We start from the raw sequence: 25421 nt of genomic DNA on the forward strand, positions 1-25421 counted from the left end.
AACAAGCCATGACTGATACGACAAGACACATCGCGTTCATCGGTATCGGCAAGATGGGCCTGCCGATGTCGCTGCTCATCGCCAAGGCGGGCTACCGCGTCGCCGCCTTCGATCAGAGCGCAGCGCGGCTCAATGAGGCGCGTGAAAACGGTCTTGCGGTCGCAAGCTCGCCGGCCGAGGCTGTCGCTAGCCGCGCCGTGGCCATCACCTCGCTCCCCGACGACGCCGCATTGCGCGCCGTGATGCTTGGCCCGACCGGCCTCGTCAGTGCGATGGCGCCGAAGTCGGTCCTGATCGAGACCAGCACGGTCAGTGCCGAAGCCTCGGCCGAGGTCGGCGCCGCCGCGCAGGCGCGCGGGATCGCCTATCTGCGGGCGCCCGTCTCCGGCAATGCCAGCATCGTCCACACCGGCGCTTTGAGCTGCTTTGTGTCCGGTCCCAGGGACGCTTTCGAAAGCGTCAGGCCGCTGTTCGCGAGCTTCACTCGTTCGCAGACCTATCTCGGCCCCGGCGAGGAAGCACGTTACGCCAAGCTCGCGGTCAATCTCCTGATCGCGGTCTCGGCGGCGATGATGGCGGAAAGCCTCGCGCTGGCGCGCAAGGGCGGCATCGGCTGGCACGACATTTTGAAGGTGCTGGACGACAGCGCGGTCGCCTCCCCGATGGTGAAGTACAAGACCGCGCCGCTACGGACGCGCGATTTCGAGTCGACCTTCTCCTGCAAGCAGATGGCCAAGGATCTGGACCTCATCCTCGGTGCCGGCCACGCCGTCGGCGTGCCGCTGCAGCTGGCGGCGCAGGTCCGCGAGACCTACGGCGCGCTGGTGGCGCAAGGCGACGGCGAGACCGACTTCATCGCGACCGTCAAGCATCTCGAACGGCTGTCGGGCCTTGGCGAGCCCAAACTCTGATCGACGAAGGCAGAATTGCGGAACTTCAACGAACACACGATCATCGACGCGGTGCTGGAGCGCATGGCCGGCGCGACGCGAACAACGCACAGCCGGCGTAAAGCCGGATACAACGGACTGACAAAGCGTCCGCATAGAACGGAAGACGGGAAGAGACGATGGGACCGCGGATCAGCATAGCCGCACTGGCTGAACGCCTCACAGGCATGATCGGTCCGCGCGCCAGCATCGCGCGCGGCGTGCTCGATCAGCATGGCCAGAGTGAATCCTACTATCGCGCATTGCCGCCCGACATCGTGGTGTTTCCGGAGACGACGCAAGAGGTGGTCGAGATCGTCAAGCTCTGCGCCGGCGCAGGCGTGCCGATCGTGCCGTTCGGCGCCGGCACCTCGCTCGAGGGCAACGCGTCCTCGGTCGCGGGCGGCGCCTGCATCGACTTCGCACGCATGGACAAGGTGCTGACGGTGCACGACAGCGACATGAATGTCGTGGTGCAGCCCGGCATCACCCGCAAACAGCTCAATGCTGAGCTCCGCGGCACCGGCTTGTTCTTTCCGATCGACCCCGGCGCCGATGCTTCGATCGGCGGCATGGCCTCCACGCGCGCCTCCGGCACCATGGCAGTACGTTACGGCACCATGAAGGACAACGTCATGGCCCTCGAAGTCGTGCTGGCGGACGGTCGCGTGATCCGCACCGCCAGGCGCGCCCGCAAATCGGCAGCGGGCTACGACCTGACGCGACTGTTCGTCGGCGCAGAAGGTACGCTGGGCGTCATCACCGAGATCACGCTGAAGCTGCACGCCCTGCCCCAGGCGATCTCGGCGGCGGTGTGCAGCTTCGACACTCTGCACGACGCGGTCGATACCGCGATCGGAATCATCCAGGCCGCCATTCCGGTGGCGCGCGTCGAACTACTCGACGATGTCATGATGCGCGGCATCAACGCCTACGCCAAGTTCGGCTATCGCGAGGCGCCGACGTTGTTCTTCGAATTCCACGGCTCCGAGACCGCCGTTGCCGAACAGGCTGAGCTGGCGCAAGCCATCGCCGCTGAACATGGCGGCCGCGGATTCGAATGGGCCAAGGCGCCGGAGGACCGCAGCCGGCTCTGGCACGCCCGCGACAACACGCTCTACGCCGGCCTCGGCTTGCGGCCCGGTGCGCGCGCCATCATCACCGATGTCTGCGTGCCGATCTCGCGGCTTGCGGAATGCCTGATCGAGACCCGCCGGGACGCCGACGAGCACGGCTTCACCGCCCCGATCGTCGGCCATGTCGGTGACGGCAATTTCCACATGCTGATCCTGATCGACCCGGCAAAGCCCGATGAGGTCGACAGCGCCAAGGCGCTCCAGGCCCGCATGGTCGCACGCGCCATCGCCATGGACGGCACCTGCACGGGCGAGCACGGCATCGGGCTCGGCAAGATCGATTACCTCACTGATGAGCTCGGTGGAGCCGTCGACGTGATGCGGTCGATCAAGACCGCGCTCGATCCGGATGGATTGATGAATCCCGGCAAGATCTTTGCGGGAGCGCGCGCATGAGCACCGCGGCGTTGGCCATCGAGCCCGCCTCGCCGACGCCGTTGCTCGAGCTGCGCGGCATCAGCAAGGATTTTCCGGGCGTCAAGGCGCTGGACGACGTCTCCTTCGCGCTTTACCCGGGCCAAGTGCACATGCTGCTGGGCGAGAACGGCGCCGGCAAGTCGAGCCTGATGAAAGTGCTGTGCGGCGCCTATCAGGCTGACGCCGGCGAGTTCTTCCACAAGGGCGAGAAAGTCACGATCACCTCCACCGCGGACGCGCAGAGGCTCGGGATCGCCGTGATCTTCCAGGAGTTCTCGCTCGTCCCCTATCTCGACATCGCGCAGAACATCTTCCTCGGCCGCGAGCCGAAGGGCCGCATCCCCGGCACCATCGACCGCAGGAAGATTCTGGCCGATGCGAAGCGCCTGCTGGACACGATCGGCTTCGACATCGATCCGTCCGTCACCGTCAACACGCTCGGCGTCGCCCAGCAGCAGATGGTCGAGATCGCGAAAGCGATCAGCCAGAATGCGCGCATTCTCGTGATGGACGAGCCCACCGCCGCGCTCTCCGACCGCGAGACCGAGCTGCTATTCGCGCTGATCGCGCGGCTGAAGGCCGACGGCGTCTCTATCGTCTACATCTCGCACCGCATGGCCGAGGTGTTCGCGCTCGGCGACCGCATCACGGTGTTGCGCGACGGCCGCCGCATCGACGGCGTTCGCCCCGCCGACGTCACGCCCGACCAGCTCGTGCGCATGATGGTCGGCCGCACCGTCGACATGACCTATCCGCGCAATTTCGCCGACAAACCGGGCGAGGTCCTGCTTGAGGTCAAGGGCCTGACCTCGCCGAGCAGAATCTCCGACATCAACATCGAGGTGCGCCGGGGCGAGATCGTCGGCCTGTGCGGCCTGGTTGGATCCGGCCGCAGCGAGGTGGCGCGCGCCATTTTCGGCGCCGATCCCACCACATCAGGCGAGATCATCTTCGACGGCAAGCCGATGTCGGGCGAACCCGACGTCGCCGCCCGCCGCGGCATCGCTCTGATCCCGGAGAACCGCAAGAGCGAGGGACTCGCTTTGCTCCGCTCGGTCGGCGACAACCTCGTAGTGTCGGCGCTGCGAAAACTGTTTCCGAGCGGGCTGTTCGATCCGCGCAGCGGCCAGCGCACCGCCGACGGGCTGATCCGGCAGCTCCGCATCGCCACCCCGAGCGCGCGTCAGACCGTCGGGCTGTTGTCGGGCGGCAACCAGCAGAAGGTCGTGATCGGCAAATGGCTCGCCGCCGGCGCCAGGCTCTTCATCTTCGACGAGCCGACCCGCGGCATCGATGTCGGCGCCAAGTCGGAGATTTTTGCCCTGATCGACCGGCTGGTCGCCGAAGGCGCCGCGGCCCTGATGATCTCCTCCGAGCAGGTCGAGATCTGCCATGTCTGCGACCGCGCCTATGTGATGCGCGAGGGCCGCATCGCCGGGCACCTCGCACGCCACGAACTGACCGAGGAGAACATCGTGCGATTGGGGATGCATCATGCGTGAGGCCGCGATCGTATCACAGCCCAATCCGCTTCAGCGCATCCCGGGCGTCGCCATTGTGTTGGGAGCGCTGGTCGTGCTGTTCGGCGCAATCGCGCCCGGCTTCCTCTCGGCGGCGAACCTGTCCAACGTGCTGGTGCAGTCGACCATCCTGACCATGCTGGCGCTGCCGATGACGCTGATCATCATGACCGAGGGCCTCGACCTCTCGATGGGCGCGGTCCTGACCTTGACCTCGCTCTGCGTGGCCATCGTCTCGCTCGCGACGAAGTCGATGCTGCTTGGGCTGTGCGCCGGCATTGCCGTCGGCGCGGCCTTCGGGACGGTCAACGGCTGGCTGGTCGCGACCGTCGGCATTCCGCCGTTCGTGGCGACGCTCGGCACCCTCGGCATGGCGCAAGGCTTGTCGCTGATCGTCTCCGACGGCCAGAGCGTGGTCGGCATTCCCCACACGGTCCGCGATATCTATTCGGCGTCGTTGCTGGGCATCCCCGTGCCGATCGTGATGGCGCTCGTCACCTATGCGGCCTTTCACGGCCTGCTCTATCACACCCGTTTCGGCAGCTACGTCTTCGCGCTCGGCGGCAACCGCGAGGCGCTCAGATATGCCGGCCTCTCGCCCAACCGGCTCTTGATCGCGGTCTACGCCATCGGCGGCACCATGGCCGGCATCGCCGGCCTGCTGATGACGGCCCGGATGAATTCGGGGCATCCGACCGCGGGTCTCGGGCTTGAATTCGACGCGATTGCGGCAGTTGCGGTCGGCGGCACCTCGTTCGAACGCGGCAATGGCTGGCTGCCCGGCACTTTGCTCGGCGTGATCGCGGTCGGCGTGCTGCGCAACGGCCTCAATTTGATCTCGATGCCGTCCTCGGTGCAGGTCGCAAGCATCGGCGTCCTTGTCATCGTCGCGCTCTTCCTCGATGGCCTGCGGAGCCGGGCATGACCGACATCTCCAAGGAAGCCTTGTCGCCGCCGCGCTCCTTCCTGTCCCAGGACGCGATCCAGCTGTTCTATCGTCTGCTCGCCGTGCTCCTGATCTGCGCCGTGCTGGCGGTGCTGAACGATTCATTCCTCAGCCTCGGCAACATTCTCAATGTGCTGCGGCAGGCGAGCCTGACCTTCTTCATCGCCTCGGGCCTGACGCTGGTGGTGCTCACCGCCGGCCTCGATCTCTCGGTCGGCGCCAATGTCGCGCTGTCCGCCTGTATCGCCGGGACCGTGATCCACGCGACCGGTTCGCCAGTGCTGGGAATCCTCACGGGGCTCGCCTGCGGCGGCATCGTCGGGCTCCTCAACGGCATCATGGTGACGGCGCTCCGCATTCCCTCCTTCATCGCCACCTACGGCATGCTCTGGGTCCTGAACGGGCTGACCTACTGGTACATGGCCGGCGAAACCCTTCACGGTTTCCCCGCCGGCTTCCGCCAGATCGGCAGCGGCTATTTGCTGGGCCTGCCGATCCCGGTCTATCTGCTGCTGGTGTTCCTCGGCATCGGGACGCTGTTTGCCCAGCGCACCATCTGGGGCCAGCAGATCTACGCCATCGGCGCCAATCCGGTCGCCGCGCGCCTCTCCGGCATTCCGGTCGCGCGGCGCCTGCTGCTGGTCTACGCCGTCTCCGGCACCATGGCGGGGCTTGCCTCGATCATCTTCCTGTCCCGGCTCAACTCGGCGGAGGCCGATATCGGCGAGAGCCTGACCTTGCCGGCGATCGCGGCCGTTCTGATCGGCGGCACCTCGCTGTTCGGCGGCGTCGGCACCGTGTTCGGCACCTTCATCGGCGCGCTGATCCTGACACTGGTCCTGAACGGCATGAACCTGCTCTCGGTCAGCGCCAACTGGCAACCGCTGGTCACCGGCATCATCGTCATTCTCGCGGTCTGGCTCGACATGAAGACGCGCCGCCGGACCTCATGAGTTTTCACGCAATCCAACAAACCAAAATGGGGATGGAGACGACATGAAACAGAGACTGGGCTATCTCGCACTGCCGCTTGTCATGGCGGCCGCGTTCACAACGCAGGCGCGCGCCGACGGCGAGACCATCGCCGTGTTCACGAAAAATCAGACCAATCCGTTCTTCCAGACCGTGCGGGTCGGCGCTGACAACATGGCCAAGTCGCTGAACGCCAAGACGCTGCAATACATCCCGACCAAGCCCGACTCGATTCCGGAACAGCTCAGCCAGATCGAAGACGTCGTGGTGAAGAAGCCGAGCGCGATCGTCTTCACGCCGGTCGACTACAAGGCGATGGTGCCCGGGGTCGAGAAAATCAACGACGCCAAGATCCCGGTCGTCAACATCACCGACCGCTCCGCCGGCGGCAAATTCGTCTCGTTCATCGGTGCCGACGATTACAGCCTCGGGCTCGAGACCGCGCGCTTCCTGCTCAAGGCGTTGAGCGGCAAGGGCAACATCGTCATCATCGAGGGCGTCAAGGGCTCGCTGACCAATGTCGACCGCGTCCGCGGCTTCAACGACGCGCTCAAGGAAGCACCCGGCGCCAAGCTTCTGGCGTCGCAGCCCGGCAACTACCAGCGGCTCCAGGCGCTCCAGGTGATGGAGAATTTGATGCAGTCGAATGCGCAGATCGACGGCGTGCTCGCCGCCAACGACGCCATGGCGGTCGGCGCGATCGAGGCGCTCGACGGCGCCAACCGCAAGGCCCAGGTGATCGGCATCAACGGCACCAAGGAAGCCATCGACGCCATCAAGTCAGGCAAGCTGCTCGCAAGCGGCGACTACAACGGCTTTGCCCAAGGCTGCCTCGGCACCATGATGGCGATCCGAAGCTTGCGCGATCAGCCCGTCGTCAAGGAGATCGTGCTGAAGCCCACCGTCATCACCAAGGACAATTACCAGCCGTTCGACACACCGCTGGAGCAGCGCACCTGCCCGACCTTCGAGGAAGCTAGCAAGCTCGGCGCCAAGTAGACGCGGCCTGTTCTGACGAAGCGCCGGACGGCTGACATCACAGCCGTCCCCCAAAGCCCTGGAGAGATCATGCTGTTTGCCATCCATGCCCTCGACCGTAGCGGCGCACTGCCGACGCGGCTTGCCAATTACGACGCCCACAAGGCGTTTCTCGGCGACACCTCGCGCTTCGGCGTCAAGATCGTGATGTCGGGACCGCTGGTGTCCGATGACGGCGGCACCATGATCGGCAGCCTGTTCCTGATCGAGGCTCCCGGCCGCGCCGAGGTCGAGGCCTTCAATCGCGCCGACCCCTTCGCGGCGGCCGGCATCTGGGAGAAGGTCACGATCACCGGGTTCTTGCGCCGGCAGGGCTGACGCACGGAGCCGACGCGAAAAACCCCAGTGCTTGGAGACACTGGGGCGTTTCAACGGAAATCAATTGGTACGGCAATGGCGCCTTGATAGCAGCGAACTCGGCGACGGTATGTGAACTGCTTCACATCCCACGGCGGCCGGTGACCGGTCCATTTGTCACACCCCAAGCAACGTCGCGCTCAGCTCCGCCGCCGCTGCTTCCGCGGGAACAGCCGATCGCGCACGTAGCGCGAGGTCGCAGTCAGGCGGATGCCGCGCGGCTTGTGCCAGGCGGCGCGGTCGATCTCCTTCTTGTCGCCGATCGCGAGCCTGCCCTTGGCGCTCTTGGCAATGAAGATCGCGTCGCTCATCTTGCGGCCGGAACGCTTGTTCTTGGCCTTCACTTCCTTCCAGAGGCTGATCCGGCCGAGCTTCAGCTTCGGCAGCTCCTCGCGGATCTCGCGCCGCAGGCAGTCCTTCTCGGATTCGCGCGCGCGTTTGCGGCCCCCTGGAAACATCCAGAGGCCGTCGGAGCGCCGCCTGACCAGCAGAACCTTACCGCGCCTGGCCGCAACCAATTTGGAAGACTTCGCCATTGCCGTCGCAAACCAAAAACAGAATCGGTCTATGGTAACTTGTCTAGTTGGTTAGACAAGTTAGTTGGCCATTGCGGTGACCGGCGCCGGCCGCAATTGTCCGGACTTGCGAGATCCGGCAAACCCGCGCCTCTTCCGCGAGACGCGTGCAGCCCTATTGAGCCTCGTCAACCGCCGGCGACTCCACTTTCCGTTTCCCCGCGCCTGTCCCGATCCACGCCGCCGCCATTTCCCACGCCACCGACAGGATGATCGGCCCGATGAACAGGCCGACGATGCCGTGGGCCAGCGTGCCGCCGATCACGCCGACGAAGATCACGACGGTCGGCGTGTTGAGGCCGCGTCCCATCACGAGCGGTTTCAGCATGGTGTCCAGGAAGCCGACAACGACGAGAAACACCGTGAGCACGAGCGCCGTGGTAACGTCCTTGGCGGTCCAGATCCAGATGATCACCGGCAGCAGCACCAGGAAGGCCCCGATCTGCACGATCGACAGCAGCAGAACGATGAAGGCGAGCAGGCCGGCGCTCGGCACGGCGGCGAGCTTGAAGCCGATTCCGGCAAGCAGCGCCTGCACGATGGCGACGCCGATCACGCCCTGCGCCACGGCGCGGATGGTGGCACCGCCGAGCTCGAGAAAATGCTCGCTGTGCTCGGGCACGATGCGAGACAGGAAACCGCGCCCGGCCGCAACCAGCCGCGGCCCGTGCGGAAACAGGAATCCGGCCACGAACACCGAGACCAGAAACTGGAGTGTTCCAAGGCTCGCATCGCCCGCGAGCAACAACAGCGGTCCCGCCAGCGGCTGGAGATAGGGCGCCACCTCGCGCAGCACCGCGCGGATGTTGGTGTAGGCCTGATCCCAGACTTCGTAGAGCGTCGGGCCGATGATCGGCCACGACTTGATCTGCTCCGGCGCCGATTTGAGCGCAAGGTCACCGGTGCCAAGCTGGTGCGCGAGCTCCTTCACCCCGTCCACGGCGCTGAGGCCGAGCCAGGTCGCGGGGCCGAGCACGATGCCGAGCGTGATCAGGGTGAGAATGGCGGCCGCGGTCTTGGGGCGGCCGCCGAGGATCTTGGCGACCCAGCTGAAAGCCGGATAGAACGCCACCGCGAGCACAGCGCTCCAGGCCAGGATCGGCACGAACGGCCGGATGATAATGAACGTCCAGATGATCAGCAGCGCCAGCAGGCCGAGCCGGATCACGAGCTGGATGACGTCCTCACCCGTCAGGAGCTGACGCAGACTTTTCACAGGCACGGCTTTCCTTGCGGCATCAACGCGGGTTCCGGCACTTGCGCGGCCATGCGTTATTGCCAGCAACGGACCGGACGTCAAGGTAACCGAGCCCGGGCGCGCGGGCTCCAACCTGGAAGTGATAGTTCACGCCCGGCGGCGATCTGGACTGATGGGCGGTCCGAACACCGGTAACTCTTGCAACGCCGCGCCCGAGCCGGGTTTGGCTAACGATGATTAACCGGATTTGCGACGGCCGGTTTACGCGGATGCAAACCCTCGCACCTACGCTTTGGCTTAAGGTCCCAAAAAACAAACTCGGTGCAATGGCCAACAGCATCTGGACGATCGAGGAATTCACCTGCCCCGGCTGCGGCATGAACTACACCGCGACCCGGGAGGAGCACGCCGAGCCGCACGCCGGCAGCTTCAAATGCAGCATCTGCAGCGGCGTGGTGCACAGCTGGTCCGGCAAGCATCATTTCTTCGGCTGGCAGGCGGTCAAGACGAAGCCCGCCGTGTTCGGAAGACGCTGGGCGGGCGCCGGCTGGTAGGCTAAGGGCAGCGTTCTCGGTGCTGTAGCCCGGAGGGAGCGAAGCGCAATCCGCGACGAGCGTCGGATCATGTTGCGCGTGCCCACCGGCTTGCGCTCCGCTCTCGTCCACACTCCGTCATTGCGAGCGCAGCGAAGCAATCCAGTCTGCCGCCGCGGAGGGATTCTGGATTGCTTCGCTGCGCTCGCAATGACGAGTTCGTTGAACCAGCGGCCCGCCTCTCCGGCGTCGTTGTCCCGGCGAACCGCGACGACCTAACACCCAGGTCAGCATTGGGAGTGAATCGCGGCTTCTGCTATGCCGCGACGCCCGTTAAACTCCGGCTCCCTGCAACCGAAGTCAACACGCCATGACCGCGCCCTTCGTTCCCCAGATCGCCCTCTACCGCAACTGGCTCGCCGAGCAGCGCGGCCTCACCTTCGCGAATTATGAGGAGATGCGGCAATGGTCGGTGCGCGATCTCGACGGCTTCTGGCGCAGCATCTGGGACTACTATGATCTGCAATCGCCGACGCCGTTTGCGGCCGTGATCACCGAGCGCAAGATGCCGGGTGCGGTCTGGTTTCCCGGCGCGCAGGTCAACTATGCCCGCCAGGTGTTCCGCCATGTCGAGGCGGCCGATGCAGCCCGCCTGCCCGCGATCGTCAGCGGCGGCGAAGACGGCAGGCTCGCGGAGACGAGCTGGCCTGAGCTTAAGCGCAAGGCGACCGCACTCGCGCTGCATCTCAAGGACCAGGGCATCGGGCCCGGTGACCGCGTAGCTGCCTATCTGCCCAACATTCCCGAGACCATCATCGCGTTTCTGGCGAGCGCCAGCATCGGCGCGGTCTGGAGCGTCTGCGCGCCCGATATGGCCGCGCCCGCGGTGATCGACCGCTTCAAGCAGATCGAGCCAAAGGTGCTGATCGCCTGCGACGCGGTCACCTATGCCGGCCGGCGGCATGACCGGCGCGACGTCGTCAGTGAGCTCCGGCGATCGCTACCGACGCTCGAGCATGTCATCCTGCACAGCGAGGCTGGCGCGGCCGCACCGCCCGACGCCTTGCTCTCGGATATCGTCGCCAGGACAGGTGCGGCGGTCGACGCGTTCGAGCCGGTCTGGCTGCCGTTCGATCATCCGCTCTGGATCGTGTACTCCAGCGGCACCACCGGCCTGCCCAAGCCGATCGTGCACGGCCATGGCGGCATCATCATCGTGGTGCTGGCGCTGCTTGGGCTGCACAACGACATCGGCTGCTCCTACCACGAGAACTCGTTCGGCGAGCGCTATCATTGGTACAGTTCGACCGGCTGGATCATGTGGAATTCGCAGGTCGGCGGCCTGCTCGGCGGTACCACCTGCTGCATCTTCGACGGCAGCCCGGGAGGCGCGAAGGACAAGCCGGACTGGGCCACGCTGTGGCGTTTTGTCGCCCAATCGAAATCGACCTTCTTCGGGGCCGGTGCGGCGTTCTTCGCGAATTGCGCCAAGGCCGAATTGGATCTCGCCACCGCGGGCGATCTCTCGCAGCTGCGCTGCCTCGGCTCGACGGGGTCGCCGCTCAGCGCCGACACACAAGCCTGGTTCAACGCGCGCTTCGCGGCACTGTCGAAGACCAACGGCAGCCAGGCGCAGGCAGACATCTGGTGGGCGAACATCTCCGGCGGCACCGATTTCGCCGGCGCCTTCATCGGCGGTAACCGCGAGCTACCGCAGACGCCGGGCGCGATGCAGTGCCGGCTACTGGGCGCCGCCGTCGAAGCCTTCAGCGAGCAGGGTCGCGCCGTCATCGACGAGGTCGGCGAGCTCGTCTGCACCGAGCCAATGCCGTCGATGCCGCTCTACTTCTGGAACGACAACGGCAACGCCCGTTATCGCGCCAGCTACTTCGAGACCTACCCGGACAATTTCGACGGCAGCGGCCGCGGACCGGTGTGGCGGCACGGCGACTGGCTCAAGGTCAATCCGGACGGCTCCTGCATCATTTACGGCCGCAGCGATGCGACCATCAACCGCCACGGCCTGCGCATGGGCACCAGCGAGCTTTATTCCGCGATCGAGGCGCTGCCGGAAGTGCTGGACTCGCTCGTGGTCGACCTCGAATATCTCGGGCGCGACAGCTACATGCCGCTGTTCGTCGTGCTTCGTGAGGGCGTCGCGTTGGACGGCGCGATGCAGGCGAAGATCAACGAGGCGATCGAGGCCGGCCTGTCACGCCGCTTCCTGCCGAACGAGATGTTTGCGGTCGCCGAGATTCCCGCGCACGCTGTCCGGCAAGAAGCAGGAGCTGCCGATCAAGAAGCTCCTGCTCGGCCAGCCCGTGGAGAAGGTCATCAACAAGGAGGCCATGGCCAATCCGGCCTGCCTCGACTGGTATCTCGGATTCGCGCGCGACTATCTGGCGCGGACCGCCCCCTGAGCGACAGATCGGGCCAATTGCATCAATGGCCTTTGCATTCCGTTCACCGATGATCGCTAGATCAGGATGGATCCTGCGCAACGAACACCTGACATGCCCGACCTCAACGCCGTCCTCACCAGGCTGAACGACCGCCTGCTCCGCCTCGAGGGCGAGCTGTTCGTGCTGCGCTCGCTGGCACGCGCGACGCTGACAGCCGGCGACGATCACGCCACGCGAATGCGCAAGCTGGTCGAAGCCGCCAAGATCGCGCTCGAGGACGAAGCCAGGCGTCCGCTCGACAAGCCGACCCGCAAATATGTCGATGCGGCAACCGCGTTGGTGGAGGAACTCCTGGTCGAACCCACCCACGCGCGGCCGCTGTTCACCGTCATCGACGGCGGCAAGCGCGACTAGTCTCCTTCGATGGTCCGGGTTGCAGCGGGATCAGCCAAATCCGCTTTCAACCGGCTCAGCCCGGCCTCGATGATCGCGATCTCCTCGTCGATCTGGCCGATCGGCAGGCTAAAATCGTAACCGGATTTGCTCTTCAGATCGACTGCGAGGCGCTGCCTGTGCATCATCAGCTGGTCGAGGCCACGGCGGTTTTTCAGTCGCACATAGGTGTCGACGATCTGCTCAATCGCGCTCGGCATGAAATCGGTCCCGGCAAAAAAAGCCCGCGGCGCGCCCGCGCCGCCGGGACATTTTTGGTGTCGCGGTACGCAATACTCATCCGCGACGGATTCGTCGATACGACAGCCAGGTTGAGAACAAGTTACGTTGGACGATCCTGCGACGGCAGGGCTAATCGGTGACGCAGAAATACGTCCGCGGCAGCTTGCGGTAGGCGGTGTAGCGGTAATGCGGCCGATAGGCATAACCACGATAGAGCGCCGGCGGCTCTTCGCCGTAATAGGCACCGTGATAGAAATTGTAGACCGGCCCTTGGGCGCACCGATAGGTGTCCCAGCTCGGGCCGATGAACGGCGGTATCCCCGATCTCGGGTGGCACGACCGGGTATGGCGGCCCGCCGGCGTGCGCAGGAGCCGTCAGCATCAATCCGGCGACAAGGATCAGCCACACGCGTCGCATTCGCTCGCTCCGAGCTGGTGGAATATACCCATGGAAGCACCGGAGCGGGCGGCCGCGCAATCGCAGAGTTCAACGCACCCGCCTCCGGCGCATTGTTGATAACCGGCGCAAACGCGCCGCGGCTGGTGACAGCACCGCCTGACGTGTTATCGGGGAATAACGCAGTTGCGAGACGGATCAGACAGCCATGCGCATTACCCTCGTCGGCTCCCGCCATTTCGGCGTCGCCACCCTGAACATGCTCCGGGAGCACGGGGTTTCGATCGCGCGGGTCGTGGTGACCGACCCCGAGGATCGGCTGGCCGCGACCGCGAACGCGGCAGGCATCGAGGTGGTGGTCCAGGCCGATCCGAAGCTCGTGGTCGCCTCCGAGATTGCTCCTGATACCGACCTGATCATCACGGCGCACAGCCATGCCCGGATCGGCAAGGACGCGCTGGCTGCCGCGAAGCTCGGCGGCATCGGCTATCACCCCCTCCCTGTTGCCGCGCCATCGCGGCAAGGCCGCTGTGGAATGGACCATCAAGGAAGGCGATCCGATCGCCGGGGGCACGATCTACCATCTGGCCGACCGCATGGACGCCGGCGCCATCGCCGCCCAGGATTGGTGCTTTGTCAGGAAGGGCGAGACGGCGCGAGAGCTGTGGGAGCGCTCACTCGCCCCACTCGGCCTCAAATTGCTGGCCGATGTGATCGATTATGCCAAGGTTCACAAGGCGCTGCCGTCCAAGATCCAGGACGAGCAGTTTGCAACGTCAGCGCCGAGTCTCTCCTGACGTTTACCCTTAACGTGAGGCGGCATTGATTTCGCTACAAAAATCGCAGCCAAAAACGCAAATAAACCATTGTTTCCACAGGAACAATTTTCGATTTGGCATTGCACCAAATTTCCGTCACATTTCGCCTGAATAAGGGTCATCATCTCAGACATATTCAAGGACGAAATTCATGCGTTTTGGTCGCATTGCGGCGTTCTGTGCCGCGTCAGTTTTCACCCTCGCCGCACCCGCCTTTGCCCAGACCCCCTATGACGGCAACTGGCAGGTCACCATCGTTACCAAGAGCGGCACCTGCGAGCCGACCGCAAGCTCCTTGCTGACGGTTGCGGACGGCAAGATCACCGCGCCCGGTGCTAACGTTTCCGGCACCATCGGCAGCGGGGGACTTGTGAAAGTTTCGATCAATGGTGCATATGCCAACGGTCAACTCAGCGGCAACGCCGGATCGGGGAAGTGGAATGGAGCATCTGCAGGCATACCGTGCAGCGGGCGGTGGGAAGCATCGCGCCAGTAAGCAATTCGGAACCGGTGTCCTGAACCGGCGGCTGATGACGGCGGCCGCCGTTTTGTTTGTTGCGACTGTCGCCAGCTCCGAAAGCAAGGCCCAGTCCGGTCCCTTCGCGCCGATGGCGGGAACCTGGAGCGGCGGAGGCACCGTCATCCTCGATGACGGCTCGACCGAGCGGATCCGGTGCCGGGCCAAATACGCCCCGATCGGACCGACCATGGAGATGTCGCTGACTTGTGCCAGCGACGCCTACAAGTTCAACCTCGGCGCCAACGTCCGCGCCGAAGGCAGCGCCATCACCGGCAGCTGGAGCGAAGCCAGCCGCAATATCAGCGGCTCGTTAGAGGGCCGCGGCAATGGCGGAAACTTCGAGGTGGTCGCTTCGGCCGCAGGCTTCAACGCCAATATCGGGCTGAAGACGAGCGGCAACAAGCAGATCGTCACCATCCGCGCGGACAGCCAGTTCCGCGGCGCCAACATCTCGATGTCGCGGTAAGCCAAAGTCAGACCTGACGACAATCGATCCGGCGCCCCGCGCCGGATCGATTTTTATGTGCCCGGGACGAACGCGGTCACCTCGATCTCGACCTTGGCGCGATCATCCACGAGACCGCCGATGTAGAGCAGCGTCGAGGGCGGGAAATTGCGCCCGAGCGTCTCCTTCCAGGCGGCACCGATGCCAGCGCCTGCGGCCTCATATTCGCTTCGGCTGGTCAGATACCAGGTCAGGCGGACGATGTGCTCGGGGCCGGCGCCCGCCTCAGCCAGCAGTTTGACGATCCGCTTCAAAGCGCTCGCGACCTGGGCGGCCATGTCAGGCGCATAATTGCCGGTCTCGTCGCCCCCGGTCTGGCCGGCAAGCACGACCCAGCGGCCCGGCCCCTCCACCGCCACACCATGTGAAAAACCGCGCGGTTTCGACCATTCAGCCGGCTGCAAGATGCGCATGAGCGAAGTCTCCCGATTTTCTCGTTGATCGGCGCTGATCTAGCACGCTGCCCTGCATCGCTGCACCCGCAGATTTGGCCGTTGCAAACCGCGGTGATGTCGCCGATACCGGCGTCCCCTCAGAGTCAATTCTCCCGCGCCCTGCCCCAATGACCACGACACCGTCCAAAACGATGGCTGCATTCTGGATGGCCGGCTGGCTGTCCCTGATGCTGATCATGGCCGTGGCCGGACGCGAGACCACGCGCGAGCTGAACGTCTTCCAAATCATGGAAGTGAGGTCGCTGGCCGGGTTCCTGCTGCTCTCCCCGATCATTTACCGCGCCGGCGGCTTCAGGGTACTCAGGACCTCGCGCCTGCCGCAGCACATCGGGCGTAATCTGGTGCACTACGTCGCCCAGCTCGGCTGGTTCTTCGCGCTGACGCTGATCCCGATCGGCCAGGTGGTCGCGATCGAGTTCACCATGCCGATCTGGACAGCCATTCTGGCGGCAAGCTTCCTCTCCGAGCGCATGACGCCGTGGAAGATCGCCGCCATCGCGCTCGGCCTTGTCGGCGTGGTCGTGATCGTCCGGCCAGCCACCGGCGAGATCAATCCGGGCCAGCTCATCGCGCTGGGCGCGGCCATGGGCTTTGGCGTGTCGATGGCGCTGGTCAAATCGTTGACCCGCACTGAAAGCGCGCTGTCGATCCTGTTCTGGATGCTGGTGGTACAATCCGTCGCAGGCTTCGTTCCGACCCTGTTCGTCTGGACCTGGCCATCCGCCCATGCCTGGGCTTGGGTCGGCGTGATCGCCGTCTGCGGCACGTTTTCACATTACTGTCTCGCCAGCGCGATGCGGTATGCGGATGCGACGATCGTCGTTCCGATGGATTTCCTGCGGGTACCGCTGACCGCGACGGCGGGCTGGCTGCTGTATTCGGAGCGGCTCGACGCCTGGACCGTGCTGGGCGCCGCACTGATCCTATGCGGCAATCTGCTGAATTTGAAACCAGCCGCGCCGGTTGCCGCTCGCGCCCAGTGAACCGCGCGCCATCTCGCGCGACAAAACGGAGTGGTCGAGCGTGATTTGGATCACGTTGGGGGGCCGTCCATCGTGCACGTTCGACCGCAAGGCAACGGGTCGGGCGACCTGTCGTTTTGGTGGCGCGAAACCGGGCGTTTTCGTGTAAGTTCGCGACCAATTTGTTGCTGCCGATTATTCGATTCTGTTGGGGATTTCAGATGCGCACTCTCACCATCCTCGTCTCGTTGATCTGCATGGCGCTGACGGTCAGCGCCGCAAAGGCCGACCGCCGCGTCGCCTTCGTCGTCGGCAACGGCGCCTACAAGAACGTCGCACAGTTGCCGAACCCGCCGATCGACGCGAAGGCGATGGCGGCCACGCTGCGCAATGTCGGCTTCGAGGTGATCGAAGGTTCGAACCTGAGCCGCGACCAGATGACGGAGAAGCTTCTGGACTTCGGCCGCAAGGCACAGGGCTCCGACGTCGCGGTGTTCTATTACGCCGGTCACGGCATCGCCGTCGGCGGTTCAAACTACCTGCTGCCGATCGACGCCGACATCAAGTCGGAGATGGACGTCAAGCTCGGCGCCGCCATCAATATCGACCTGACGCTCGACCAGACCATGGGCGACGCCAAGGTCAAGCTCGTCTTCCTCGACGCCTGCCGCGACAATCCCTTCGCCGCCAAGATCAAGTCGAACTCGGCGACCCGCAGTGTCAATGTGCAGAGCGGTCTCGCCGAGATGAAGTCCGGCGAAGGCACGCTGATCGCGTTCGCCACCGGCCCGGGCCAGACCGCGCTCGACGGCCAGGAGGGCAACAACAGCCCGTTTACCCGTGCGCTGATCGACAACATCACCAAGCCCGGCGTCGAGATCCAGCAGGCGATGACATCGGTCCGCGCTCAGGTCAACGAGGAAACCCATAAGGGTCAGCTTCCCTGGGGCCATACCAATCTGATCGGTGCCGTCTACCTCAATCCGGCTCAGCAGACCCAGGTCGCCAACGCCGCACCGACCGCTGCTTCCGGCAGTGCGCCCGTTGCCGCGACTGGCGCCAGCTCGGACGGCGTGGAGCTCGAGTATTGGCGTTCGGTGAAGGAGACCAACAAGCCGGAGGAGCTCAACGCCTATCTCTCCACCTATCCGAACGGCCAGTTCAAGGCGCTGGCGCTGGCGCGGCTTGCGGCGATCCAGAATGGACCGTCGACCACGACGCGCAACCTCAACGCCGGCGTCGACCCCGCGACCTTCACTGATGACGCCAGCCAGCTCACCGAGGACCAGATCGGCCTCGACAAGGGCCAGCGTCGCGACGTGCAGCGCCGCCTCAACGGGCTCGGCTTCGACACCAAGGTGACCGGTGCGTTCACCGACGAGACGCGGACCGTGCTCAAGCGCTGGCAGGCCGCCCGTGGCTATCCGTCGACGGGCTATCTCAACAAGCTTCAGCACAAGGCTCTGCTTTCAGAGATCGTCGCCTCGACGCCGACCGCCAGCGATGACAATGCGAAGCCGGCGCGGCGTGCCAACAGCGCTCCCACCAACAACGGCGGCGGCCACCGTGGCGGCGGCGATGCGGGCGCGGCCTTCGTGGGCGGCGTCGTCGGCGGAATGATGGGCGGCATGTTCCGCCACTGAGAGGCATACTCCGTCATTGCGAGCGCAGCGAAGCAATCCAAAATCCCTCCACGGCGGCAGCCTGGATTACTTCGTCGGCCCTCAAGGCCGGTCCCAACTCACAATGACGAGTTGCCTACTTCCCCGCCGCCTTCCGGAGTGCCTCGTTGATGCGGTCCTGCCAGCCGGGACCTCCCTCCTGGAAGAACTCGAGCACATCCTGGTCGATGCGCAGGCTGACCTGCTCCTTGACTCCAGGCGCCACGTTCGGCTTCGGCGGCGCTACGGCGACCTTGGCGGTCACCTTCTTGAACGCCGCCTCGGCTTCGCTCCGCGCATCGCCCAATGTCCGCGGCCGCCTCGGTGGTTGCTCCGCCATCTGCTAGATTCCTTCAAACAATGCTGTCGAAAGATAACGTTCTGAGAACGACGGCACCACTGCAACAATGGTTTTTCCCGCAGCTTCCGGCCGTTTGCCGATCTGGAGGGCTGCGGCGACCGCAGCACCTGAAGAGATGCCGCCCGGGATTCCCTCGTGCCGCGCCAAGGCCCGCGAAGTCTCGATCGCCGTGGTCGAGTTGATCTTCACGATCTCGTCGATCACGGAGCGGTCGAGAATGTCGGGCACGAATCCGGCGCCGATGCCCTGGATCTTGTGCGGCGTGTGCTGACCGCCCGACAGCACCGGACTTTCCTCGGGTTCGACCGCGACCACACGCAACGAGGGTTTGCGCGGCTTGAGCACCTGGCCGACACCGGTGATCGTGCCGCCGGTGCCGACGCCGGCTACGAAGAAATCGATTTTGCCGCCGGTGTCGTTCCAGATTTCCTCGGCCGTGGTGCGGCGATGCACCTCGGGATTGGCGAGGTTCTTGAACTGCTGCGGCATCACGGAATTCGGCGTCGTCTTCAGAAGCTCTTCGGCGGTGGCGATCGCGCCCTTCATGCCCTGGGCTGCCGGCGTCAGCACCAGCTCGGCGCCGAGAAAGGCGAGCATCTTGCGCCGCTCGATCGACATCGATTCCGGCATCACCAGCTTCAACCGGTATCCGCGCGAGGCGGCGACGAAGGCGAGCGCGATGCCGGTATTGCCGGAGGTCGGCTCGATCAGCACGGTGTCCGGCTTGATGATACCGGCGTTCTCCATCGCGATGATCATGGCCGCGCCGATGCGATCCTTCACACTCGCGGCCGGATTGAAATATTCAAGTTTTGCCAAAATGGTCGCGTTCAGGCCGTGCATGCCCGGCAGCCGGCGCAAACGCACGATCGGCGTGTCGCCAAAAGCCTCGACGATCGAGTCATAGATCCGGCCGCGGCCAGCTTGGTGCGCTGCACCCGTTTTTGCAGCCTTCTCCGACGATGCGTCCATGATGAACTCCCTGTGGCACGATTGCGCTCTGCCGCAGCCCTAGCGCAGTTAGAGATGGCCTGTGACGACACGCAAGCGACAATGCCGCACATGTTAAGTACGCTGCATCGCAAAATCGCGTGAGATGTAATTAGCAGAAAACCAACGCATTTGTGTTGCGACCTCGTCAACTGATTCTGTTTATGTTAGACTTAGGTCTCAAAGCAGGGAGGTCACCACGATGTCAGCGTTTGCTGAAGTGTTGTCGACCGTCGTCACGTCAAGCCGCGATCCACGTTGCAGCGCGTTGCCGACCTGTCCCGTCTGCGCCGACTCCATGGTCGCAGCCGAAGCTTCCGCCTATGTCTCGGACCACGTGATCAGCTATCTCTGGACCTGCGACACCTGCGGCTATGGCTTCGTGACCAAGCACGCCGTCAAGCAGCGGCTCGTCTGCAATTGACGCTGCAATGCTCTAGCGCGGGGCGATGTCGCCCCTCGCCCAGTCCTCGCGCGTACGCTGGTAGAACTCCTCGAACGTCCCGTGTGCGATCGCGTCCCTGATGCCCTGCATCAGCAACTGGTAATAGGCAATATTGATCTCGGATAGCAGCATCGCCCCCAGCGTCTCGCCGGCCTTGACGAGATGATGCAGGTAGGCGCGGGCATAATTGCGCGCCGACGGCCATGAACTCTCTTCATCGAGCGGACGCGGATCATCGGCGTGGCGCGCATTGCGCAGGTTCACCTGGCCAAAGCGCGTGAACGCGACGCCATGCCGGCCATTGCGCGTCGGCATCACGCAATCGAACATGTCGATGCCGCGCTTCACCGCCTCGAGCATATCGTCCGGCGTGCCCACGCCCATCAGATATCGCGGCCGGTCCGACGGCAGCGCCGGCGCGGTCTCGTCGATCATCGCCAGCATCACGGCCTGCGGCTCGCCGACGGCGAGGCCGCCGATCGCATAGCCGTGGAATCCGATCTCGACCAGGCCCTCGGCACTTGCATGACGAAGCTGCGGCAGGTCGCCGCCCTGCACGATACCGAACAGCATGTAGCCGTCCGGCGCGCTTTCGAAGGCGCGCTTGCTGCGTTCGGCCCAGCGCAGCGACAGTCGCATCGCGCGCTCGATGTCGTCGCGTTCGGCCGGCAACCGCACGCATTCGTCCATCTGCATGGCGATGTCGGAGCCGAGGAAACGCTGGACCTCGATCGAGCGCTCCGGCGACAGTTCGACCTTGGCGCCGTCGATATGCGAACGGAACGTGACGGCGTTCTCGGTGACCTTGCGCAGATCCGACAGCGACATCACCTGGAAGCCGCCGGAATCCGTGAGCATCGGTCCGTTCCAGCCGGTGAATGTCTGCAAGCCCCCGAGCGCATGGATGCGCTCCGCGCCCGGACGCAGCATCAGATGATAGGTATTGCCGAGCACGATGTCGGCGCCGGCGTCGCGGACCTCGCGCCAGTGCATGCCCTTCATGGCGCCGGCGGTGCCGACCGGCATGAAGGCCGGGGTTCGCACCACACCGTGCGGCGTGGTCAGGCGGCCGGTGCGCGCGGCGCCGTCGGTGGCGAGCAGTTCGAAATGATTGGGAACGGTCATGGCGGTGCTTATTGCGTGTCGGGCGGGGCCGATCAACCGCCCAGTTCGTTGCCCGCCGGCGCCCTGCTCGCCCTCGGCCGGACACAATCCGGCCGCGGCAACACCGCTTGTAAAACAAAACGACACCGTATAGTTCTAGCTGCGGGGCAGGATGGGAATGTCGACGCGGGCGCGAACGCCGGCGGCGGCGCGTAGCGTGTGCGGTGACTGACGGCGAATGCCTTCCCCTTTTGTTGAGACTCGATCGATCCCCTTCCTCAGCCGGATGGGGCGAACAGGCCTTCGCCTGCTCGGAGCGGCTGCCCTCGCGTGCAGCTTCACGCTCGGCGCCTGCACGTCGCTGCCCCGCACGCCCTACACCGCGGCCGATGCCAGCAGTTCGCGCGTGCTCGATATCGATGGCTTGAGGCGCTACACCGACGAGCCCATCACCAGATTCAGCTTCCCTGTGATCCGGAGCTATCTGGCGCTCTCCGGCGGCGGCGCCGACGGGGCCTACGGTGCCGGCGTGCTCAATGGCTGGAGCGCGGCCGGCACGCGCCCCGCCTTCTCGGTCGTCTCGGGCGTGAGCACCGGCGGTCTGATCGCGCCGTTTGCATTTCTCGGGTCGCAATATGACGACACGCTGAAGGAGGTCTACACCAGCGGCATCGCCGAAAGCCTTCTGAATGATCCCAGCATCATGCGCGTGCTGTTCGGCTCCGGCCTGTTCGGCAACAAGCGGTTGCGCGAGCTGGTGGCGCGCTATGTCGGGCCGGAGATCCTGGAGCAGGTCGCTCGCGAAAATGCCAAGGGGCGACGATTGCTGGTGGTGACGACCGACCTCGACACCCAGCGAACCGCCATCTGGGACATGGGCAAGATCGCCGCGGTCGGCACGCCGGAGGCGCTCAAACTGTTTCGCGACGTGATGGCGGCGTCCGCCAGCATTCCGCTGGTGTTTCCCCCGATCCTGATCGAAGCCGAAGGCCAGGGCCACCGGTTTCAGGAGATGCATGTCGACGGCGGCGTGACGGCGCCCGTTCTGACGCTGCCGGAGGCCCTGCTCTTCCAGGGCCGCCTGCCCGGCACCGCGAAGATGGACATCTACATTCTCGTCAACAAAAAGATCGAGCGAAACTTCGAGCTCGTCGCCAACAGCACGATCGATGTCGCGTCACGCAGCCTGTCCTCGATCACCCAGTCGCAGACCCGCTCAATCATCTTCTCGACCTACGATTTCGCCAGGCGCAACCGGCTCGGCTTCCATCTCTCCTATATCCAGCGCGACTATCCGGCACCGCCATCCGAAGGCTTCGACACCGCCTATATGCGGGCGCTTTACCAGTACGGATACGAGAAAGCGGCGGCCGGCCAAGCCTGGATCTCGACGCTGCCTTAGGACCGCGGCGCTGCCTTGGGACCGCGGTGCGGAACGGGCTCGTAGGGAGACCGTTGACGATACGGCCTGTTCGGCCAGATTCGCGATGACGCCCCGGCTGCTGCGCGTTATAGAGCAATGACCATTGTCGGGAACGCGCAGGAATCATTGGGCATGGGATTGGCTGCGACCAAGGCAAGAACGGCAACGCCAGGGCGCGAGGCATCGAAATCCCGCGGCGGCCGGCCGACCAAAACCGCAGCGATCGAGCGCGATCAGCGGCTGATCGAAGTCGCCACCCGGCTGTTCCTGGACCGCGGGTTCGACGCGACCTCGCTCGACGCGGTTGCGGAAGCAGCCCGGGTCAGCAAGCCCACCGTTTATGCCCGCTATGGCGACAAGCGCGGTCTGTTCCGGGCCGTGCTGCGGCGGGAAATCTCGCGCTGGCTTGCGCCCCTGTCCGCAGCGGCCGAGACCCAGCTCGGCAGTTCGTCGGACATCTCGGTCGAGCAGCGCCTGGTCGAGATCGGCCGGGAGATGCTGATCTTCACCTGCGGCCCCGATGCCATGGCCTTCAGCCGCATGATGACGTCGCAGGCCATCAACTTTCCCGACATCGCCAAGCTCGGCAAGGAGGAAGGCTGGCTCAAGGCCGTCGCCACGACCGCGCGCTTCTTCGATCACCTCGCCGCCCAAGGCGCGCTCGATGTCGACGACACCACCATTGCGGCCGAGGTATTCCTCGACGTCGTCGTCGGCCACACCCACCGCATGGCGACGTTCGGAACGCCGATGGAGCTCAAATCCGCCGAAAAGCGGATGCGCGCGGCGATCAAGCTGTTCCTGGCCGGAGCGTTAGGGCCGGCTGACCGTGTCCAGAGCCCTGCCAAAAGCACGCAACGGCGCCGCCCGTCCCGCTGACATTTCCGTGAGCCAGGCGATCTACCCGCCGAGCGCGACGGCCCTCTCGTTGACCGAAACAAAACGATACCGTATGGTTTTGTTCGGTTCGGACCTGTTTTTCACCAGCCCCAAATGGGTTCGGACCGACTTTCAGACGATGATCGTCGTGGCGGGTACAGCCCGTGGCGACAATCGGCGGCCGGCCGCTGCCCGCGGTCGGCCGCGACTTCTTTACGATTGTCCGGCACACTCGCTGGCCGAGGGTTTCGAGCATGACGACAGCACGACGACGCACCTGGCAGTTGACCGCGATCGCCCTGTCGGGGCTGCTCATCGCAGCGCCGGCGCAGGCGATCGGCACGACGGATGGCACTGCCACCGCCCTCCACGGCGAGACGGATGGTGATGCCGCGGCCGACCGCCAGGCCGTCAGCCGCGAGATCGAGCGCTTCCGCAGCTCGTCGATCTCGATCGGCCAGGCGATGGCGATCGCCGAGGCCCGCCATGCCGGCGCCACCACCGCGGACGTCAGCTTCGACGGCGGCTCCGGCGTCCCGGTGTTTCGGGTGAAAACCTTGCACAATGACCGGGTCTGGCGGCACACCATCAACGCCGCAACGGGCGAGCTGATCGGCGGCGAAGCCGCCCTGCCCCTCGCCCAGCTTGACCAGGAGGATCGCAACAATCTCGCAGCGCTCGGCACCATCCGGCATCGTCTGGCGGAAGCGGTCCGTGTCGCCGAGCAGGCCGCCTCCGGCAAGGCCATCAGCGGCGGGTTGGTGCGCGAACGCGGCCGGCTCAATTTCGCGATCGTCGTCATCAGCGGCGACGACCTCAAGGAGGTCCTCCTCGAGCCGCCGGGGGCGCGCGTGAAATAGCAGCGGCCACAATCACGCCGAAAAGCCATTGACGGGCGCAGAACACTCCCGCATAAGTCGCCGCCATGTTCACGACCACCAAACGCACCACCAAAACCACCGCGGCCTTCGGGGCCCGGGGAGGCGTGCGCGCATAGTCGTCGACTAGAACGCAATCAGCTCTACCGAAGCCCCGCCCATGATGGTCCGGGGCTTTTTTGTTGTCTGTGATCAACTGATATGGAGGAGAATGTGAGTAACGATCCCGTCGTCGCGATTGTCGGCGTCACCGGTGCGGTGGGCGCCGAATTCATCGCCACCATGGACAAGCGCGGCTTTCGCGTCGGCAAGCTCAAGGCGCTCGCAAGCGCCCGCTCGGCCGGCAAGACGGTGTCGTTCCGCGGGCAAAACATCGAGATCGAGGAGCTCACCGAGCGCGCCTTCGACGGCGTCGACATCGCCCTGTTCTCCGCCGGCGGCGGCATCTCGAAGAAGTACGCGCCACTCGCGGTCAAGGCCGGCGCGGTCGTCGTCGACAACTCCTCCGCTTTCCGCATGGATCCGAACGTGCCGCTGGTGATCCCCGAGATCAACGCCAACCGCATCCGCGACCACAAGGGCATCATCGCCAATCCGAACTGCGCGGCCATCACCGCGCTGGTGCCGCTCTGGCCGATCCATCAGAAGAACCGCATCAAGCGCGTGATCATCTCGACCTACCAGGCGGCTTCCGGCGCCGGCGCGGCTGCGATGGACGAACTCGTCGAATCCACCCGCGCCAATCTCAACGGGCAGGTCTATACGCCGAAGGTGATGCCGCACCCCTATGCCTTCAATCTCTTCAACCACAACACGGCGGTCGATCCCGAGACCGGCTACAATGACGAAGAGACCAAGGTCATCAACGAAACCCGCAAGATCTTTGAGGACGAGAACATCGCCATCGGTGTCACCTGCGTCCGCGTGCCGGTGCTGCGCGCCCATTGCGAGGCCATCACCTTCGAATGCGAGAAGCCGATCAGCGAGGACCAGGTCCGTGCCATCATGGCGCGGGCGCCCGGGGTGAAGGTCGTCGACGACCGCGTGAAGAACTACTTCCCGATGCCGATCGATGCCTCGGGCCAGGACGACGTCCTGGTCGGCCGCATCCGCAGGGACCTCAGCGATGGCTCAGGCCATTCGATCTCGATGTTCGTGGCGGCCGATCAGTTGCTCAAGGGCGCCGCGCTGAACGCGGTGCAGATCGCGGAGCTGTTGCCGCAGCGGGTGGTGGCCTAACCGCCATCGTAGGTCTCGTAGGGTGGGCAAAGGCGCACTTGCGCCGTGCCCGCCATTTCTTTCCCAAATTCAAACCAACGGGCGGG

General features: G+C 64.8%; 25 protein-coding genes and 2 pseudogenes. 20 read left to right on the top strand and 7 right to left on the bottom strand.

Annotated elements, in window-relative coordinates; all coding sequences use genetic code 11:
• Positions 1-8: 8 nt before the first annotated feature.
• From AB8Z38_RS06875 to AB8Z38_RS06905, 7 genes are all read left to right on the top strand, one after another.
• Complete coding sequence (locus tag AB8Z38_RS06875) at positions 9-911, top strand: NAD(P)-dependent oxidoreductase (RefSeq protein ID WP_369723707.1); 903 nt, start codon at positions 9-11, stop codon at positions 909-911.
• Between the two features lie 158 nt (positions 912-1069).
• Positions 1070-2461, top strand: coding sequence for an FAD-linked oxidase C-terminal domain-containing protein (locus AB8Z38_RS06880; protein ID WP_369723708.1), 1392 nt, complete (start codon positions 1070-1072; stop codon positions 2459-2461).
• Positions 2458-3984, top strand: a complete 1527-nt coding sequence (locus tag AB8Z38_RS06885) for a sugar ABC transporter ATP-binding protein (RefSeq protein ID WP_369723711.1) — start codon at positions 2458-2460, stop codon at positions 3982-3984. The genes AB8Z38_RS06880 and AB8Z38_RS06885 overlap by 4 nt, the downstream gene beginning before the upstream one ends.
• Positions 3977-4927, top strand: a complete 951-nt coding sequence (locus AB8Z38_RS06890) for an ABC transporter permease (protein WP_369723713.1) — start codon at positions 3977-3979, stop codon at positions 4925-4927. Before AB8Z38_RS06885 ends, AB8Z38_RS06890 begins: the two co-directional genes overlap by 8 nt.
• Positions 4924-5901 (top strand): ABC transporter permease, encoded by a 978-nt coding sequence (locus AB8Z38_RS06895; protein WP_369723715.1) that lies wholly within the window; start codon positions 4924-4926, stop codon positions 5899-5901. The genes AB8Z38_RS06890 and AB8Z38_RS06895 overlap by 4 nt, the downstream gene beginning before the upstream one ends.
• A 43-nt stretch (positions 5902-5944) precedes the next feature.
• Positions 5945-6919 (top strand): sugar ABC transporter substrate-binding protein, encoded by a 975-nt coding sequence (locus AB8Z38_RS06900; protein ID WP_369723717.1) that lies wholly within the window; start codon positions 5945-5947, stop codon positions 6917-6919.
• 69 nt (positions 6920-6988) lie between these two features.
• On the top strand, positions 6989-7276 hold the full coding sequence (locus AB8Z38_RS06905) for a YciI family protein (RefSeq protein WP_369723718.1): 288 nt from the start codon (positions 6989-6991) through the stop codon (positions 7274-7276).
• Between the two features lie 179 nt (positions 7277-7455).
• On the opposite strand, the gene AB8Z38_RS06910 is transcribed toward AB8Z38_RS06905, so the two are convergent.
• Positions 7456-7851, bottom strand: a complete 396-nt coding sequence (locus AB8Z38_RS06910; RefSeq protein ID WP_369723720.1) for an NUDIX hydrolase — start codon at positions 7849-7851, stop codon at positions 7456-7458.
• A gap of 154 nt (positions 7852-8005) precedes the next feature.
• Positions 8006-9106 carry an AI-2E family transporter gene (locus tag AB8Z38_RS06915; RefSeq protein ID WP_369723723.1) on the bottom strand — a complete coding sequence of 367 codons (1101 nt, stop codon included), beginning with the start codon at positions 9104-9106 and terminating at the stop codon, positions 8006-8008.
• 308 nt (positions 9107-9414) lie between these two features.
• Here AB8Z38_RS06915 and AB8Z38_RS06920 point away from each other — a divergent pair, with 308 nt between their 5' ends.
• From AB8Z38_RS06920 to AB8Z38_RS06930, 3 genes and pseudogenes are all read left to right on the top strand, one after another.
• Positions 9415-9642 (top strand): hypothetical protein, encoded by a 228-nt coding sequence (locus AB8Z38_RS06920; RefSeq protein WP_369723725.1) that lies wholly within the window; start codon positions 9415-9417, stop codon positions 9640-9642.
• Positions 9643-9991: 349 nt separating this feature from the next.
• Positions 9992-12041, top strand: a pseudogene (locus AB8Z38_RS06925) (acetoacetate--CoA ligase).
• Positions 12042-12134: 93 nt separating this feature from the next.
• Entirely contained in the window at positions 12135-12437 is a 303-nt protein-coding gene (locus tag AB8Z38_RS06930) for a hypothetical protein (RefSeq protein WP_369723727.1), read from the top strand.
• Here AB8Z38_RS06930 and AB8Z38_RS06935 read toward each other — a convergent pair.
• Positions 12434-12676, bottom strand: a complete 243-nt coding sequence (locus AB8Z38_RS06935; protein WP_369723728.1) for a hypothetical protein — start codon at positions 12674-12676, stop codon at positions 12434-12436. The two genes, AB8Z38_RS06930 and AB8Z38_RS06935, sit on opposite strands and share 4 nt — an antisense overlap.
• 627 nt (positions 12677-13303) lie before the next feature.
• Here AB8Z38_RS06935 and AB8Z38_RS06940 point away from each other — a divergent pair.
• From AB8Z38_RS06940 to AB8Z38_RS06950, 3 genes and pseudogenes are all read left to right on the top strand, one after another.
• A pseudogene (locus AB8Z38_RS06940) lies at positions 13304-13892 on the top strand (formyltransferase family protein).
• A 172-nt stretch (positions 13893-14064) separates the two neighbouring features.
• Positions 14065-14409 carry a hypothetical protein gene (locus AB8Z38_RS06945; RefSeq protein WP_369723730.1) on the top strand — a complete coding sequence of 115 codons (345 nt, stop codon included), beginning with the start codon at positions 14065-14067 and terminating at the stop codon, positions 14407-14409.
• Positions 14354-14899 (top strand): hypothetical protein, encoded by a 546-nt coding sequence (locus AB8Z38_RS06950; RefSeq protein WP_369723731.1) that lies wholly within the window; start codon positions 14354-14356, stop codon positions 14897-14899. The genes AB8Z38_RS06945 and AB8Z38_RS06950 overlap by 56 nt, the downstream gene beginning before the upstream one ends.
• A gap of 53 nt (positions 14900-14952) precedes the next feature.
• Here the strand turns inward: AB8Z38_RS06950 and AB8Z38_RS06955 are convergent, their stop codons facing one another.
• Positions 14953-15351, bottom strand: a complete 399-nt coding sequence (locus tag AB8Z38_RS06955; RefSeq protein ID WP_369723733.1) for a RidA family protein — start codon at positions 15349-15351, stop codon at positions 14953-14955.
• 149 nt (positions 15352-15500) lie between these two features.
• On the opposite strand from AB8Z38_RS06955, the gene AB8Z38_RS06960 reads away from it, so the two are divergent.
• Positions 15501-16376 carry a DMT family transporter gene (locus tag AB8Z38_RS06960; protein ID WP_369723735.1) on the top strand — a complete coding sequence of 292 codons (876 nt, stop codon included), beginning with the start codon at positions 15501-15503 and terminating at the stop codon, positions 16374-16376.
• Positions 16377-16576: 200 nt separating this feature from the next.
• Entirely contained in the window at positions 16577-17998 is a 1422-nt protein-coding gene (locus tag AB8Z38_RS06965; protein ID WP_369723737.1) for a caspase family protein, read from the top strand.
• Positions 17999-18113: 115 nt separating this feature from the next.
• Here the strand turns inward: AB8Z38_RS06965 and AB8Z38_RS06970 are convergent, their stop codons facing one another.
• Complete coding sequence (locus AB8Z38_RS06970; protein WP_369723739.1) at positions 18114-18356, bottom strand: BrnA antitoxin family protein; 243 nt, start codon at positions 18354-18356, stop codon at positions 18114-18116.
• Positions 18357-18359: 3 nt separating this feature from the next.
• A complete protein-coding gene (cysK, locus tag AB8Z38_RS06975) occupies positions 18360-19349 on the bottom strand; it encodes a cysteine synthase A (protein ID WP_369723741.1) in 990 nt (329 codons plus the stop codon).
• Positions 19350-19569: 220 nt separating this feature from the next.
• Between cysK and AB8Z38_RS06980 the strand changes: the two genes are divergently transcribed.
• On the top strand, positions 19570-19791 hold the full coding sequence (locus AB8Z38_RS06980; protein ID WP_369723743.1) for a hypothetical protein: 222 nt from the start codon (positions 19570-19572) through the stop codon (positions 19789-19791).
• 12 nt (positions 19792-19803) lie between these two features.
• On the opposite strand, the gene tgt is transcribed toward AB8Z38_RS06980, so the two are convergent.
• Positions 19804-20937 carry a tRNA guanosine(34) transglycosylase Tgt gene (tgt, locus tag AB8Z38_RS06985; RefSeq protein ID WP_369723744.1) on the bottom strand — a complete coding sequence of 378 codons (1134 nt, stop codon included), beginning with the start codon at positions 20935-20937 and terminating at the stop codon, positions 19804-19806.
• A 265-nt stretch (positions 20938-21202) separates the two neighbouring features.
• Here tgt and AB8Z38_RS06990 point away from each other — a divergent pair, with 265 nt between their 5' ends.
• The 4 genes from AB8Z38_RS06990 (at position 21203) to AB8Z38_RS07005 (ending at position 25335) form a co-directional block, all read left to right on the top strand.
• On the top strand, positions 21203-22318 hold the full coding sequence (locus AB8Z38_RS06990) for a patatin-like phospholipase family protein (RefSeq protein ID WP_369726760.1): 1116 nt from the start codon (positions 21203-21205) through the stop codon (positions 22316-22318).
• Between the two features lie 153 nt (positions 22319-22471).
• Positions 22472-23218, top strand: a complete 747-nt coding sequence (locus AB8Z38_RS06995) for a TetR/AcrR family transcriptional regulator (protein WP_369723746.1) — start codon at positions 22472-22474, stop codon at positions 23216-23218.
• Between the two features lie 254 nt (positions 23219-23472).
• On the top strand, positions 23473-24078 hold the full coding sequence (locus tag AB8Z38_RS07000; RefSeq protein ID WP_369723748.1) for a PepSY domain-containing protein: 606 nt from the start codon (positions 23473-23475) through the stop codon (positions 24076-24078).
• Positions 24079-24297: 219 nt separating this feature from the next.
• Positions 24298-25335, top strand: coding sequence for an aspartate-semialdehyde dehydrogenase (locus AB8Z38_RS07005; protein WP_369723750.1), 1038 nt, complete (start codon positions 24298-24300; stop codon positions 25333-25335).
• Positions 25336-25421: the final 86 nt, after the last annotated feature.

Source organism: Bradyrhizobium sp. LLZ17, assembly GCF_041200145.1.
Lineage (GTDB): Bacteria > Pseudomonadota > Alphaproteobacteria > Rhizobiales > Xanthobacteraceae > Bradyrhizobium.